Annotated in this window: 11 protein-coding genes; 9 read left to right on the forward strand and 2 right to left on the reverse strand. The window is 42.6% G+C overall.

Features of this window, described 5'->3' with window-relative positions; translation table 11 throughout:
- Positions 1-194 precede the first annotated feature (194 nt).
- A complete protein-coding gene (locus LJE09_RS07875) occupies positions 195-1,562 on the reverse strand; it encodes a tRNA(Met) cytidine acetate ligase (protein WP_227311129.1) in 1,368 nt (455 codons plus the stop codon).
- A gap of 251 nt (positions 1,563-1,813) precedes the next feature.
- Here LJE09_RS07875 and pta point away from each other — a divergent pair, with 251 nt between their 5' ends.
- The 7 genes from pta to LJE09_RS07910 all read left to right on the forward strand — a co-directional run bounded on the left by pta (position 1,814) and on the right by LJE09_RS07910 (position 11,062).
- Positions 1,814-2,824 (forward strand): phosphate acetyltransferase, encoded by a 1,011-nt coding sequence (pta, locus tag LJE09_RS07880; RefSeq protein WP_019161337.1) that lies wholly within the window; start codon positions 1,814-1,816, stop codon positions 2,822-2,824.
- Positions 2,825-3,055: 231 nt separating this feature from the next.
- Positions 3,056-4,246, forward strand: coding sequence for an acetate/propionate family kinase (locus tag LJE09_RS07885; protein ID WP_227311130.1), 1,191 nt, complete (start codon positions 3,056-3,058; stop codon positions 4,244-4,246).
- A 274-nt stretch (positions 4,247-4,520) separates the two neighbouring features.
- Positions 4,521-5,048 (forward strand): YceD family protein, encoded by a 528-nt coding sequence (locus LJE09_RS07890; RefSeq protein WP_195284768.1) that lies wholly within the window; start codon positions 4,521-4,523, stop codon positions 5,046-5,048.
- Positions 5,049-5,052: 4 nt separating this feature from the next.
- Positions 5,053-5,235, forward strand: coding sequence for a 50S ribosomal protein L32 (gene rpmF / locus LJE09_RS07895; RefSeq protein ID WP_008704709.1), 183 nt, complete (start codon positions 5,053-5,055; stop codon positions 5,233-5,235).
- Between the two features lie 148 nt (positions 5,236-5,383).
- On the forward strand, positions 5,384-6,736 hold the full coding sequence (locus tag LJE09_RS07900; protein ID WP_227311131.1) for an MATE family efflux transporter: 1,353 nt from the start codon (positions 5,384-5,386) through the stop codon (positions 6,734-6,736).
- Positions 6,737-6,888: 152 nt separating this feature from the next.
- Positions 6,889-9,105 (forward strand): hypothetical protein, encoded by a 2,217-nt coding sequence (locus LJE09_RS07905; protein WP_227311132.1) that lies wholly within the window; start codon positions 6,889-6,891, stop codon positions 9,103-9,105.
- Positions 9,106-9,157: 52 nt separating this feature from the next.
- Entirely contained in the window at positions 9,158-11,062 is a 1,905-nt protein-coding gene (locus LJE09_RS07910; protein WP_227311134.1) for a sensor histidine kinase, read from the forward strand.
- A 44-nt stretch (positions 11,063-11,106) separates the two neighbouring features.
- Here the strand turns inward: LJE09_RS07910 and LJE09_RS07915 are convergent, their stop codons facing one another.
- A complete protein-coding gene (locus LJE09_RS07915; RefSeq protein WP_008704705.1) occupies positions 11,107-11,829 on the reverse strand; it encodes a LytR/AlgR family response regulator transcription factor in 723 nt (240 codons plus the stop codon).
- 248 nt (positions 11,830-12,077) lie between these two features.
- Here LJE09_RS07915 and LJE09_RS07920 point away from each other — a divergent pair, with 248 nt between their 5' ends.
- Together LJE09_RS07920 and LJE09_RS07925 are read left to right on the forward strand one after the other, a co-directional pair.
- On the forward strand, positions 12,078-12,890 hold the full coding sequence (locus LJE09_RS07920; RefSeq protein WP_008704704.1) for a hypothetical protein: 813 nt from the start codon (positions 12,078-12,080) through the stop codon (positions 12,888-12,890).
- A gap of 210 nt (positions 12,891-13,100) precedes the next feature.
- A complete protein-coding gene (locus LJE09_RS07925) occupies positions 13,101-14,918 on the forward strand; it encodes an ABC-F family ATP-binding cassette domain-containing protein (RefSeq protein WP_227311136.1) in 1,818 nt (605 codons plus the stop codon).
- Positions 14,919-14,984: the final 66 nt, after the last annotated feature.

Raw genomic sequence — 14,984 nt, forward strand, 5'->3', positions numbered from 1 at the left:
CAATATTAATTTGGTTAAAATAAACAATTTAAAATGTTTTTCAGACACGCTCTAGGGCGCTAAGCACCATCTGAATCTTTGTTCTATTCTTTTTCAAACCTGAATTAGCTTTCATTTTTCTTTTCCTCCTTCCTTATTTTATATCCTTATCCTCACTGTTTTATTCTAACATAAGCGGATTTAAACAACAAGAATTATATGATAATAAGCTGTTTCTGGGACTGGTGGCAGAATTTTCTGCCGGTTTTCAGACACAGAAGTTTTTCATATAAATTGGAAGAAAAAACAGTTTCAGATAAAATCTGATTTCCTTCACTGTCCAAAAGATTTTGGGCGTCCGCAAGCTTGGTGATAAGAGGAATTCGGCTGTGCTGCTTGATCCGGCTTAGCAGTTCACTGCTTTCCCTGCGGAAACCAAGAACCCTGGCAAAGGGAATCTGAGTGGGTGCAGTGTGGATATTTAATATAATATGAAGCAATGCCCTCTGTATCCTTGTCTGAGTCAGTTCTCTGGTTTTTAAAACAGATACAGATTGGGAAAAGGACAACAGAAGATTCTGTTGATTTATGATCCGCCGGGCGAGATCCTCGGAAACATCCATATAGGAAGAAAGGCTTTCTACATTCTCCTTCATAAGGCAGTAGGAGAGGATAGAGTCCAGAGAATTTTCTGTGAGAAATTCACCGGAGTCCAGCGCCTTTTTGAAAACGTAAAAAGCATCTGGTGGAATCTGGGATGATAATATATTGGCAGTTTTGGTATCCGGATTCCTGACTGGATTATTTATGTCTGAGATTGCCTCTGAATGGCCACCTCCCGGATTCTGAATAAGACTGCGTATAGCAGTTGCAGATGCAAAGAAATCAGTAGATGACTGTAAATCAGGGGAGGAGCTTGCTGAATCTCCTTCAGGGACAGTGGTTTCATGATAGCCCATTCCCTCCCTGCGGATCGTGACAGGGCAGATCCGGCTGTTCAGACGGAGAAGTGCCTTGCAGTATTCGATCCCCAGAATATTATTCGGTGTATTCAGGATCTGTGTAACTTCATTTAACAGAGGAGTAAGTACCCCGTCAAAATCGTCACCACTGAAGTTGCGCGGATTTTTAAAATATTCTGTCAATGCCTGGCTTCTGGCAGCGGGAAAAGTCAGACCTTCGCTTAAAAAGCTTTTCAACAGTTTCTTATATTCTTCAGGTTCTTCTACAAGGATCTCAGCCAGTTCTTTCAGTGCACTGATTTCCCCTGACTCACTTCCAAAGCAGAGTATATCAACAATATCAAGGCTGTCTAACAGGGAAACGCCCCCCATTGCAAAGGCTTCTGCACCTGCTGTAGAGATGGATACCGGCATTTCAAGTACAAGGTCAGCGCCGCACCGCAGAGCCATTTCTGCACGTGTATGTTTGGAGATGAGAGCAGGGGTGCCGCGCTGCACATAATCTCCGCTCATGGCAACAATAACGTAGTCTGCTTTTAACCTTTCCTTTGTATACCTGATTTGATATTCATGTCCTTTGTGAAAAGGATTATATTCTGCAATAATTCCTGCTGTTTTCATAAATTTACACAGATGCTCCTTCCTGAAATTTTGTAGAGTTCTCTTTTTTAACCATATTGCATCTTAAAAAATACTTTTTTATGTCATATTCTACCATTCAGATGCTTGAAATACAAGGCTTCAGGAGGTATAATGAAGACAGCGCAGAAAACAGATTACTGTTCACTGTATATATTCGGTGAATGGTAATGACATCTGGTATACAGATATTGTGATATCAGAACTGCTATATGAAAGGAGCCATTTTAATCATGGGATTTATTGACACACTCAAAGAGAGAGCAAAAGCAAACGTAAAAACAATCGTACTTCCGGAGACAGAAGATAAGAGAACTCTGGCAGCTACAGAGAAAATTTTAAAAGAAGGAATTGCAAAGGTTATCCTTGTTGGTAACGAAGAAGCTGTTAAAAAGAGTGCAGCTGAAGACGGATATGATATTTCCGGCGCACAGATCGTAGATCCTGCTACATCAGAGAAAACACAGGGATATATTGACAAGTTAGTAGAATTAAGACAGAAAAAAGGCATGACACCGGATCAGGCTAAAGAGATTCTTCTTAACCAGTATCTGTACTATGGTGTAATGATGGTAAAAATGGGCGATGCAGACGGTATGGTATCCGGTGCATGTCACTCTACAGCTGATACATTAAGACCATGTCTTCAGATCCTGAAAACAAAACCAGGTACAAAACTTGTATCTGCATTCTTCTTAATGGTAGTTCCGAACTGCGAATATGGCGCAAACGGCGCATTTGTATTTGCTGATTCCGGTCTGAACCAGAACCCGACTTCAGAAGAGCTTGCAGCAATCGCAGCATCTTCTGCAGAATCCTTCGAACTTCTTGTTCAGGAGAAACCAATCGTTGCAATGCTTTCACACTCCACTAAAGGCAGTGCAAAACATGCTGACGTAGATAAAGTAGTAGAAGCTACAAAGATCGCAAAAGAGCAGAATCCGGAACTTGCACTTGACGGAGAATTCCAGCTTGATGCAGCTATCGTTCCAAGCGTAGGCGCTTCTAAAGCTCCTGGAAGCGAAGTTGCAGGTAAAGCTAACGTACTTGTATTCCCAGACCTTGATGCAGGTAACATCGGATACAAACTTGTACAGCGTCTTGCAAAAGCAGAAGCTTACGGACCTGTAACCCAGGGTATCGCTAAACCTGTAAATGACCTGTCCCGTGGATGCTCTGCAGACGATATCGTTGGTGTGGTAGCTATCACAGCAGTACAGTGCCAGGCTGACGACAATAAATAAGATTTCAGTCAGACCGTAAAACGGACTGAGAATTATTTCATTGACTACATAATGTTAAAGGCATCGGAGGAGATATTTCTGATTCTGATGCCTTTGATATCATTACTCATATTTCCCTGGAAATGATGAGAATAATATTATAATATGAAAGGAAAAGCTGACAGAAATATTCGAAGACTTGTGTCAGGATTATGGACAGTATTCGAAATTTGCTGCCGGCAGAATATGAAAATGAACGTATTAGTAATCAACTGTGGAAGTTCATCCCTGAAATATCAGCTGATCAACTCTGATTCAGAAGCAGTTCTTGCAAAAGGTCTCTGCGAGAGAATCGGTATCGATGGAAGATTAGTATATCAGAAAACAGGCTGTGACAAAGAGATCACAGAAGCTGCAATGCCTACACATAAAGAAGCAATCCAGATGGTTCTGGATGCCCTTACAAATGATAAAACAGGCGCTATCGGAAGCCTGAAAGAAGTAAACGCTGTTGGACATCGTGTTGTACATGGTGGTGAGAAATTTGCCAAATCTGTAGTGATCACAGATGAAGTAATCTCAGCAGTAGAAGAATGCAATGACCTTGCACCACTTCATAACCCTGCAAACCTGATCGGTATCCGTGTATGCTCCGAGCTTATGCCGGGTGTACCTCAGGTAGCAGTATTCGATACAGCTTTCCATCAGACAATGCCTGCAAAAGCATATCTCTATGGTCTTCCGATCGAATATTACAAGAACTACAAAGTAAGAAGATATGGTTTCCACGGAACATCCCACAGCTTTGTTTCCAAACGTGCTGTTGAATTCCTTGGTCTTGACAAAGATAACTCCAAAGTTATCGTCTGCCACCTTGGAAACGGTTCTTCCATCAGTGCTGTTGTAAACGGTGAGTGTGTTGATACAACAATGGGTCTTACTCCACTTGAAGGTGTTGTTATGGGAACACGTTCCGGTAACATTGATCCTGCTATCATGGAATTCATTGCTAAGAAAGAGAACCTTGACATCGCAGGTATGATGAATGTTCTCAATAAGAAATCCGGTCTTCTTGGATTATCCGGCGGATTATCCAGTGACTTCCGTGACCTGAACGATGCAGCTCAGAGCGGAAACGAAGATGCAGCTAATGCAATCGACGTTCTCTGCTATGGTATCGCTAAATTCATTGGCGGATATGTTGCAGCTATGAACGGTGTAGATGCCATCGTATTTACAGCAGGTATCGGCGAGAATGCTATTCCTGTACGTGAGAAAGTTGTAAGCTATCTTGGATACCTTGGAGTTACACTTGACAAAGAAGCTAACGGAGTTCGCGGAGAAGAGATCGTTATCTCTACACCGGATTCCAAAGTTAAAGTTGCTGTAATTCCTACAAACGAAGAACTTGCAATCTGCAGAGAGACAGTAGCTCTGGTTTAATTTTCACAGATAATAAAGTGTCTGTTTTGTGTCCAAACGAGAGAAATATAACTGGATAAAAGTTATATTTATATAGAAGGGAAGGGTGCATCTGTCAGGAGCACCCTTCTTTGTGCCCGTAAGGCATGTGGAAATTACCTGATAATAATGCCGCCGGATGATAAAATACTTCGTAAAGGAATATTACTTGACAAAATGTGAAATTTTTCTAATTTATCGTTGACAAAAGCAGAGGCGGTATGTATAATAAAACAAGTGTGGATAGGAGAAAAGTATGCAGATACATTTATCAGATATTTCATCCAGTGAAGGAATGCGTATTCAGAAGACTGTAGAGTTTGGAATGGATACGATCACCTTTCAGTCAGGAAGCTTTCCGGTACTTGCAAAAGAACCCATAGAGCTTACGATCACGAATACAGGTGACAGAAATCTTGAAATCAGAGGAACGGGTAAGATTACCGTAGGTATTCCCTGTGACAGATGTCTGGAAGAGGTTTCAACAGAGATTCCTTTGGAGATTGAGCGAAAACTTGATATGAAGCTTACGGATGAAGACCGTGTGAATGATCTGGACGAGAGTTCTTATCTCACAGGTATGGACCTGGATGTGGACCAGCTGGTCTATCTTGAGGTACTGATGAGCTGGCCTTTGAAGGTTTTATGTAGAGAAGACTGCAAAGGAATCTGTAGCCAGTGCGGGAAAAACCTCAATGACGGTCCCTGTGGATGCGTCGAGGAACCTAAGGATCCCCGTATGGCAGCTATCAGTGATATATTTAGTAAATTTAAGGAGGTGTAACATAATGTCCATCTGTCCGAAGAATAAATCTTCCAAAGCAAGACGCGATAAGAGAAGAGCAAACTGGAAAATGAGCGCTCCGAACCTTGTAAAATGCAGCAAATGTGGCGAACTGATGATGCCGCACAGAGTATGCAAAGCTTGCGGAAGCTACAACAAAAAGGAAATCATTAAAGTTGAAGACTAATTTTTAATGATTGCAAAGTATGGCAGGTTCTCACATTTTGTGGGATGCCTGCTTTTTTGTATGTTAAAATATAATGCCATGGAACCCATGGTGCTCAGACTGCGGTAAAATGCAGAAATATTTTTAAAATGTGGATGAGGGAAAAGAAATGGAGAAAAAGGAAAAGGTAAATCAGATTACAGAAGGGGTGATCTGGAAACAATTGCTGTTATTTTTCTTTCCTATTGTATTTGGAACGTTTTTTCAGCAGATTTATAACACTGCAGATACGATCGTTGTTGGCCGTTTTGTGGGAAAACAGGCACTTGCTGCAGTCGGAGGTTCTGCCAGTCAGATCGCCAATCTGATCGTAGGCTTTTTTGTAGGTCTTTCTTCGGGAGCAGCGGTTGTGATCTCGCAGTTTTATGGTGCAAAAGATAAGAAGAATCTGAGTAAGGCACTGCATACAGCATTTGCATTCTCCATTGCAGCGGGAATTGTTCTTACTGTAGTGGGGATTTTTCTGACCAGACCTGCATTGCTGCTTATGAAGACACCTGCAGATGTAGTAGAGGACTCTGCTGTGTATCTTCATATTTATTTTGGCGGAATGGTTTTTAACCTGGTTTATAATATGGGAGCAGCCATCCTGCGTGCAGTAGGAGACTCCAAAAGACCACTGTATGTTCTGATCATTACCTGTGTGCTGAACATTATTCTTGATCTGCTGTTTGTGGTTGCGTTTGGCATGGGTGTGACAGGAGTAGCTGTTGCTACAGTTACTTCTCAGGTGATCAGTGCACTGATCGTAACAGTAATGCTTCTGAAAACCAGAGAGATATATGTGCTGAAGATCAATCAGATCCGTTTGGACAGAAGAATGCTGTTTTCAGTTCTGAGAATCGGTATTCCGGCAGGTCTGGAATCTGTAATGTATAATATTTCCAATATTGTGATACAGGTATTTGTAAATAATCTGGGAACTGACACAGTGGCGGCATGGGGAACTCTTGGGAAAATCGATGCTATTTTCTGGATGGTGATCAATGCGTTCGCAATTTCCATTACTACCTTTGTGGGACAGAATTTCGGAGCCGGCAAATATCACCGTATGCGAAAGAGTGTGAGTGTCTGCATGGTCATGAGTATGGTCAGTTCTGCGGTGATGATCATTTTGATGTATTCATTTGCTCCCTGGATTTATCGTCTGTTTACCACAGACAGCGCAGTGATCGTCCATGGTGTTCATATGAGTCGTTTTTTACTGCCGTCCTATTTCATTTATGTGATCATAGGGATTCTGTCCGGGGCACTGAGGGGTACCGGGAAGGTTCTGGTGCCTATGCTCCTTACCTGCGGCGGTGTGTGTTCCCTGAGAATCCTGTGGCTTTTTACAGCCGGACAGATGTACCCGGGAATTAATACGATCATGCTCAGTTATCCGGTTTCATGGAGCATTACGGCAGTATTGTTTATTGTATATTATTTTATGAAATTTCCAGGAAAGAAAAAGGAGAATTAATCATTTTTCGGTACACCATTTTTCATGAAATAATGCAGTTTATCCTATGTCTGTTGCCGAAATTCACCAGATAAGGTAAGCTAAGAACAAAGGAAATTGAGAATAAAGATAACGGATCGAGTAGTAATGTAAAATGAAAGTATGAAAAAAGCATGAGAAAACAGAAAATAACAGTTCTGATTTTAATGATAACTCTGTGCCTGACTGGCATATGGGGAATGAAAAAAAATACCACAGTATGGGGCGCGGTGATCCGGGTAAATGATGTGATCGTACCGAAGGATATTCCTGCAGTAGCTGTAGAAATAAATAAAAGCAGCGAATTGATTACTGAGAAACTGTCTCGGGTTTTCTATACAGTTTATACAGACACAGATACACTGCATATTCCGGTGTTCTGGGATGTTTCGTCTGTAAATATGAAACTGGCAGGCGTTTACACAATGAAAGGTGTACTGAAGCTTCCGCCTGAGTATGCTTTTGATGAGAGTAAAAGTCTGCAGGTACAGACAACTGTTTCTGTGCAGTACCCGGACAAACCGGATATTAATATATATTACAGGCTGACTGCGGCAGGAATCTATATATTTCCCTGGTTGAAGCAGGAAAATTTTGACTCCATGGAAGCTTATCTGAAGAAAGAAAGCGGACAGTGGATCAACCTCACTGAGGAGGGCTTTGCTCTCTGTGAAGAGGAGGGGCTGTATGTATCTAACCAGAGTATGGTTGTGGGTAATACCTATTCCCTGCTGGTAACCTATGATAATGGAAAGAAGCAGACCAATACTCTGCGGTTTCAATACCAAAAAGACGGCAGTCTTAAAATTTACGGTTATCAGCACAATCTGCTTGGAAATACACAGAAGCCTGGAAAAATCATCTGTTCTTATGATACCGGAGATGAGAAATATCTCAGCAGATGTGCTGCCTATGCAGTAAAAACGGGGGGAAGCCTGAAGCAGATTGAGAAAGAATTGAAGGAGAATGTCAGACTGAGGGTCAGTACTGCTGAAACATTTGAAAATACAGCCGAGAATCCGGAACTGATTCTGGAATCTTCCTGGGATCTGAGCCGGGTGAATAGGGAAAAACAAGGCGTGTACAAGGTAACCGGATCATTTGTGATCCCAGAGGGATATGAAGTATCTGACAACCTGACGCTGCCAGAGGCATATGCATATCTTTCTGTACAGAAAAAAGGAGAACCACAGATTAATACCTACAGCATGCCGATGGTAGACCTGCTGGAATTTCCTATGCTGCTGGATGGATTTTCTGCAGAGGAACGCCGGAACATACAGGTTTACCTCTCTGAGAATGGGGGAAATTACCGGAAAATTGATGATGACCTGGTGGAAGTGACTTCTGATGGAATTCAGATTTATTACAGAGAGATATTAAAGAAAGGACAGAACTACCAGATCTGTGCTGTCTATGAGAAAGGGAGCACGGGAATTTATTCTTTTTCCTATAATGATGCGTTTATTGTCAATGAATACTGGCATGAGCGAAATTTTTCGGACAGAGAGGAAAAAGATCTTCCTGACATTGTGCAGAAAGCACCTGCTTCGTCAGAAGTAGTACAGGAAGAAAAGAAAGAGAATCTGAATACGGGAAGTGCCGGATATCATTATGGTGACTCTTACGGAACAGACAATAATACAGACGGACAGAATAGCAGCAGTAACAAAGCTTCTGATGCAAAATCTGCTGAAATATCGGATACAGAGAATTCCGTGACAGAGTTAAGCACCGACACCATTACTGCAGTCAGTGGAAAGAGAATGCTTCTTATGATCCAACAGAATGGAAGTGCAAGGTTTGAGAAACAGGGAATCTCTGTAACATTTTCTCCGGATACAGTGAACGGATGGAAGATCAATGCAGAGGATGAAATCCAGATAAGAATCGAGAAAACGTCAGAAACTGCATTTTCTCTGCGGATTTTTGTCAGAGGTGAGGAGGTAACAGAAGTTCCGGGAACAGTGGTGGAATTTCAGACATCTGTGTTTGACGGAATCCAGTTACCTGAAACAGTAAAAGCGGAGGATGTGCAGGGAAATCAATATGCAGTGAATTATCAGGAAAAACAAAATGTTCTCCGTATGGAGATCAACCAGACAGGGGATTATTTTTTGACAGATGGAAAGTCAGAAAGTATAGGAAATCAGACGGATGAAGAAAGCGTGGAAGCTGTTTCAGATGGAGAAGACACAGGATTTACAGAAGAAGAGTCGGTGTCGGAAGAGAAAACAGAACAGAAAGCAGAAGCTTCCACCAAACAGTTTCTGATGATAATACTTACATTACCGGCAGTATGTATCCTGGTGGCTGCCATTATTTTTGCAATTCGTAAAAAACGCAGATAAGCGACAGTGGAAAGGCAAACAAAGCACCTGAAAACAGAAGGAGGTGTCAGCAATGAAGAAGAACTGGAAATATTCATTACTACTTATAGTAGCTGTATTTGCATTGACTATGGGCATATTCTTTCTGTTTTACCGCTTTGATAACAAATATACGGCCAGGGGGGACCAGGCCATTCAGGGAATCCTCTATGTGCCTGATGATGATTCTGTGCATTATCTTGCCAGGGAATGGGAATATTATCCGGATGTATTGCTGACACCGCAGGAAATAAAGGAACAGAAGGAGGACTACTACAGCCGTTATGTTTCCATTGGCGAGTACGGTGGAATGGACCTGGGCGACAAAAATAAATCTCCTTTTGGAAGTGGTACCTATCGGATGACCTTGGTGCTTCCTGAAAAAGAAAAACAATATGCTATTGGCCTGACAGAGATTTTTTCTGCTTACAAGCTGTATATTAATGGGGAATTGATGGGGCAGATGGGAAATCCGGATCCGGACAATTACCAGGAGCAGATTCAGAACAGGGTATTTACCTTTGAGGGAAAAGGAACTGCAGAGATTGTGATCGCAGTGACAGACAAACATTCGGTGTCATCGGGAATTCAGTATGTGCCGGTTTTGGCTTCTCCTTTTAAAGTGAATATTATCCGCGGGTTGTCACTTATGATTGCTGTGGTATTTATGGCTTTTACATTTTTTGTCCTGATTTTTTCAGTGTATATGTATATGCGAACTAAAAAAGTGGAGTTTGGACTTTTTGCCCTGCTTTGTATCTGTGTGCTGGGATATGGTTCTTATCCGATCCTGCATTCCTTTGTTGCAGTAAAAGTACAGCCTTGTTATGGAATGGAGGCATTGTTCTATTATCTGATGTTTGCCGGTGTTATGCTGGTACAACAGAAGATCCTGGGAGGTGAGGAAAGGATTCCGGAAATTCTTGCAGGTGTGGCCACAGCAGCCGGAGTGATGGTTTTTGTGGCAGAAATGCTGTGCAGCAGAGCCCAGTCTGCAACAGGGCTGTATCTGATCTCTAAGCTTACAGAGATTTTGAAGTGGGCAGCAGCCGGTTATCTGCTTTTCAGAAGTGTAAAGGAGATAAAACAGAAGTACAGTAATGTACTTTTAGTGGGAATTGTTGTTTATGCAGCGTCTCTGGCAGCAGACCGGATATGGAGATTATATGAGCCGATCATTGGCGGGTGGTTTATGGAAATTGGTGCAGCAGTGCTTGTAGCCAGTGTGGGACTGACTCTGTGGATGGAGCTTGCCAATGCTTACAGATTTCAGCTTACCTATGGAGAATACAGCCGTCAGATGGAACAGAAACTGCAGATACAGAAACAGAATTATGAGGAACTTACAGAAAAGATGGATGAGATCAGCAGGATGCGCCATGATATGAGACACCATCTGCGCACCATCATGTCTTACACCCAGCAGGGAAAATATCAGGAGATGATGGAATATCTGCAGGAGTATGCATCCGTTATAACAGAAGAGGAAAAGCTAATCTGTTATTGCAGAAACATGGCCGTAGATGCAGTGATCCATTTTTATGCAGGAGAACTGAGGAAGAAAGGGATTCCTTTTGAATGTGATATGATGCTGCCGCAGAATATTGGCATTTCAGATACAGATCTGTGCAAAATATATGGAAATCTTCTGGAAAATGCCGTAGATGCAGTAAAAGATCTGCTGCCGGAAAATAAGCCTTATGTAAAGATGCTTACAAAGGTTAAGAACAGGAAGCTTCTGATAGAGATTTCAAATCCATATTCCAATGGAATCCAGCGAAGGGAAAAAGTTTTTTATTCAACAAAGCATGAAGGCTTTGGAATCGGAACAGCGTCTGTGGCAGAAGTGGTACAACGAATGGGCGGATATGTAGTTTTTAATACAGAAGAGGGTATTTTTAAAGTAAATATCTTTCTGCCGGTGAAAACAGTACAGTAAATAAATAGTTACTGCCCGGAGGGGAAGAGGCATATCGGAAATACTTATTTATCAGAGTCTGAAGAAAATAAGTATTCCAGATATGCTTTTTTTATCGCGTTGGAGCCACGCTTGCGTACAGTAACAAGCTCCTGATTGTCCATAACAAAGCCTTCATCTGTGGATTTCTCGATGTGATCCATATTTACGATACAGCCTCTGTAACAGGAGAGAAAACATTTCATTCCCTCCAGAAGCTCTTCGAATTTCTGGAAGGTTATGTAGGAGCGTATAATGCCTGCATCTGTGGTATGTACCTGAACTGCATTGCGGTAGGTATCCACGTACAGAATGCTCCTGACAGGGATCTTTACAGGGGTACGGTCGGAGATCAGCTCTATATATCTGGAATTCTGCGACTGCCTGAACTGGATTGTTGAGAGGATTCGGCAAAGCTTCTCCGGGTCAAAGGGCTTCAGCAGATAGTAGGATGCCTGTACATCATAGCTTTCCACAGCAAAGGAATCACTGCTTGAAATAAAAATCAGAGCAGCTGTATCCCTGGCTTCGCGGAGCTTTCTGGCTGCATCCATACCGGTCATACTGCCCATATAAATATCCATAATGATCAGGTCGTAAAATCCGGGTATGTATTTAGTAAAAAAAGCTTCTGCGCTGGAATACAAATGGATGTCTGCGGATGTATTCTGGGATTCATAATAAGAAGAAATGACAGATTTTACCTGACGCAGATCTTCCTTTGAATCGTCAAGGATTGCAATATTCAAAAGGAGTACCTCCTAAATTAACTTAAACATAATTTGTATTTTAGCGTATTTTCATGAGTTATTCAAGTACGGATTCCTTACTGAAAGCAAGTAATACCATAAGTATTTATTCATTTTTCCATATTTCATGAAAAATGTCATTTAATCCCATGTATCTTGAAAATAAGACTGAAATTTTTTATAGTAAGAACATAGAAATTCAGTTTAGAAATATGTACACACATTTTAAGAAAGGATGGTAAAAAAATATGAAAAACTGGAAAAAAATAATGGCAGGTCTTTGTGCTGCTGCAATGGTAAGCTCTATGGTTGTTCCGGTATGGGCAGCAGAGGAGACTACAGAAGAAGCAGCAGATGACGGAGATGTCGCGGATGTATCAGAGGCAATGTTAGGACTCTGGAAGGACAGCGCAGGAGATATCTACGGATTCTACAAAGATAATTCGTTTTTTGGTCAGTGGAAGGATGAAGAGCAGGATGTTCTTGGTGTATATGCCCTGAGTTCAGACGGAGAATATACAGCTCTGGTAATGCAGTTCGCAAATGACGACGGCACGTATGATGATGAAAATATGGTAACTTATCTGGTGCAGGCAAATGAGGAAGAGAATCTTCTGGAACTTTATGATCCGGACAGTCTGGACCTGACTGCAACCCTGGAGCCTTATGAGGCAGACGGTGATGAGTCGGATTACAATCAGACTTATCAGGATATGGGTGATATCCTGACAGAGTGTTATTCCGGTGAGACAGAAGCAGGTGAGACTTTTATTTATGCAGCTAATGAGGATGGAACTTTCTGCTCAGTACTTGTGATCGATCAGGATGATAACTATGTAAGCTTTGTTGGCGAAGGTACTTTTGATGAAGAGAACGGTACTGTGACGATTACTGATGAAGTTTCTGAGATGGCACTTACTTTTGGTGTGGCAGTGAATGATGATGATACACTGACACTGGATATGGGTGATCTTGGAAGCGCTACTGTAGAGGAAGCTACGCTGGCGGTTGCTGTGCAGGGACTGAAGTATGCAGTTGAGAATGGAACTGAGATGAACTAAGCAATTCTTTTTCAGGAACAAAAATATGTGATTTTGAGGATACTCCTCTTCGGATAGATTTATTCGGAGGGGAGTGTTTTTTCTGTGCCGGGGGTTTAAGAATGGCTGGGAAGATGGTATAATGAGGAGCGAATTCTATAGTTTTTGTGGAAGTGTTACAGATGAGCAGAAACAGACAGGAAGCGAAAATTACGAGAGAGGTTTGAATTTATGAATATTCTGAATATAGAGCATGTTTCCAAGGTGTTTGGTGAGAAGGTGGTGCTGGATGATGTTTCCTACGGGGTGCATCAGGGAGATAAGATTGGGATCATCGGGATTAATGGGACCGGGAAGTCTACGATTCTGAAGATCATCGGCGGTCTGGAGGAGCCGGATGAGGGGCAGGTGATCACTCAAAATGGCCTGAGAATCACGTATCTTCCGCAGATGCCGGAGTTTCCGCAGGGAGCTTCTGTCCTGGATTATGTGGCAGAAGGAAAGTGGCAGAAGGACTGGAGTACTGAGAGCGAGGCAAGGAATGTTCTGAATAAGCTGGGAATTACAGACCATGAGGAGAAGATCGATCATTTATCTGGGGGACAGAAGAAAAGGGTGGCACTGGCAAGGACTCTTGTGAATCCCTGTGATGTGCTGCTTCTGGACGAGCCTACCAACCATCTGGATAATGAGATGGTGACCTGGCTGGAGGACTTTCTGAGAAGTTTTAAGGGCGTTGTGATTATGGTTACTCATGACAGATATTTTCTCGACAGGGTTACTAATAAGATTCTGGAGATTTCCCATGGCGGCCTTTATGCTTATGAGGCTAATTACTCGAAGTTTCTGGAACTGAAGGCAGAGCGTGAGGAGATGGAGCTTGCCAGTGAGAGGAAGAGACAGAGCGTACTCCGCATGGAACTGGAGTGGGCAAAGCGTGGATGCAGAGCCAGAAGTACCAAGCAGCGGGCACGTCTGGAACGCCTGGAGGCACTGAAGAATGGAAAGGCTCCGGTGCGTGATGCGAATGTGGAGCTGGATTCTGTTGAGACACGTATGGGAAAGAAGACGATCGAACTTCACCATATCAGCAAGAGTTTTGGTGAGAAGAAGATCCTGGATGATTTTAATTATATTGTGCTGCGCAATCAGCGTCTTGGGATTATTGGTACTAATGGATGCGGAAAGTCAACACTCATCAAGATTATTGATGGGATGATACAGCCGGATGCAGGAGAAGTGGAAATTGGAGAAACCATCCGCATAGGGTATTTTGCACAGGAAGTGCCGGATATGGATACCGATCAGCGTGTGATCGATTATATCCGTGACGTGGCAGAGTATATTCCGACCAGAGACGGGAAGATTTCCGCAACAATGATGCTGGAGAGGTTTCTCTTTGATTCTGCCATGCAGTATGCACCCATTGCCAAATTGTCAGGTGGTGAGAAGAGGCGTCTGTATCTGCTGAAGGTTCTGATGGAGGCGCCGAATGTGCTTCTTCTGGATGAGCCAAGTAATGATCTGGATATTCCTACACTGACCATTCTGGAGGATTATCTGGATTCTTTTGCAGGGATTGTGATCGCAGTGTCTCATGACAGGTATTTTCTGGATAATATTGTGGACAGGATTTTTGCTTTTGAGGGGAATGGACATCTGACCCAGTATGAGGGCGGATATACGGATTATACAGAGGCGCTGGCGAGAAAAGGCGGGGCAGTATCTGAAGGACAGAGCACTGCAGTTGGTGCGGAAAAGAAGAAGTCAGCTCAGGCAGACTGGAAGCAGAATCGTCCCCAGAAGCTGAAATTTACCTATAAAGAGCAGAGGGAATTTGAAACCATCGATGATGATATTGCAGCGCTGGAGGAACTGCTGGAGAAGCTGGATAAGGATATGGAGGCCAATGCCACCAATTCTGTGAAGCTTCGTGAGATCATGGAGCAGAAGGAGAAGGCACAGGCAGATCTGGATGAGAAGATGGACAGGTGGGTTTATCTGAATGATCTGGCGGAGCGAATCGAAGCACAAAAAAGTGAAAAGTGATTTTTTTCAGATGCTATTGACTTTGCAGAGGGTTCTTTAGTATGATACAGATTATGGAAGATTGCA

The sequence above is a fragment of the Blautia sp. DFI.3.45 genome, from assembly GCF_020593505.1.
GTDB classification, from domain to species: domain Bacteria; phylum Bacillota; class Clostridia; order Lachnospirales; family Lachnospiraceae; genus Blautia_A; species Blautia_A wexlerae.

Coding starts and splice junctions, on each gene's coding strand:
- rpmF (WP_008704709.1), top strand. CDS start 5,053: ATGTCCATCTGTCCGAAGAATAAATCTTCCAAAGCAAGACGCGATAAG.
- LJE09_RS07890 (WP_195284768.1), top strand. CDS start 4,521: ATGCAGATACATTTATCAGATATTTCATCCAGTGAAGGAATGCGTATT.
- LJE09_RS07925 (WP_227311136.1), top strand. CDS start 13,101: ATGAATATTCTGAATATAGAGCATGTTTCCAAGGTGTTTGGTGAGAAG.
- pta (WP_019161337.1), top strand. CDS start 1,814: ATGGGATTTATTGACACACTCAAAGAGAGAGCAAAAGCAAACGTAAAA.
- LJE09_RS07920 (WP_008704704.1), top strand. CDS start 12,078: ATGAAAAACTGGAAAAAAATAATGGCAGGTCTTTGTGCTGCTGCAATG.
- LJE09_RS07910 (WP_227311134.1), top strand. CDS start 9,158: ATGAAGAAGAACTGGAAATATTCATTACTACTTATAGTAGCTGTATTT.
- LJE09_RS07885 (WP_227311130.1), top strand. CDS start 3,056: ATGAACGTATTAGTAATCAACTGTGGAAGTTCATCCCTGAAATATCAG.
- LJE09_RS07900 (WP_227311131.1), top strand. CDS start 5,384: ATGGAGAAAAAGGAAAAGGTAAATCAGATTACAGAAGGGGTGATCTGG.
- LJE09_RS07905 (WP_227311132.1), top strand. CDS start 6,889: ATGAGAAAACAGAAAATAACAGTTCTGATTTTAATGATAACTCTGTGC.
- LJE09_RS07875 (WP_227311129.1), bottom strand. CDS start 1,562: ATGAAAACAGCAGGAATTATTGCAGAATATAATCCTTTTCACAAAGGA.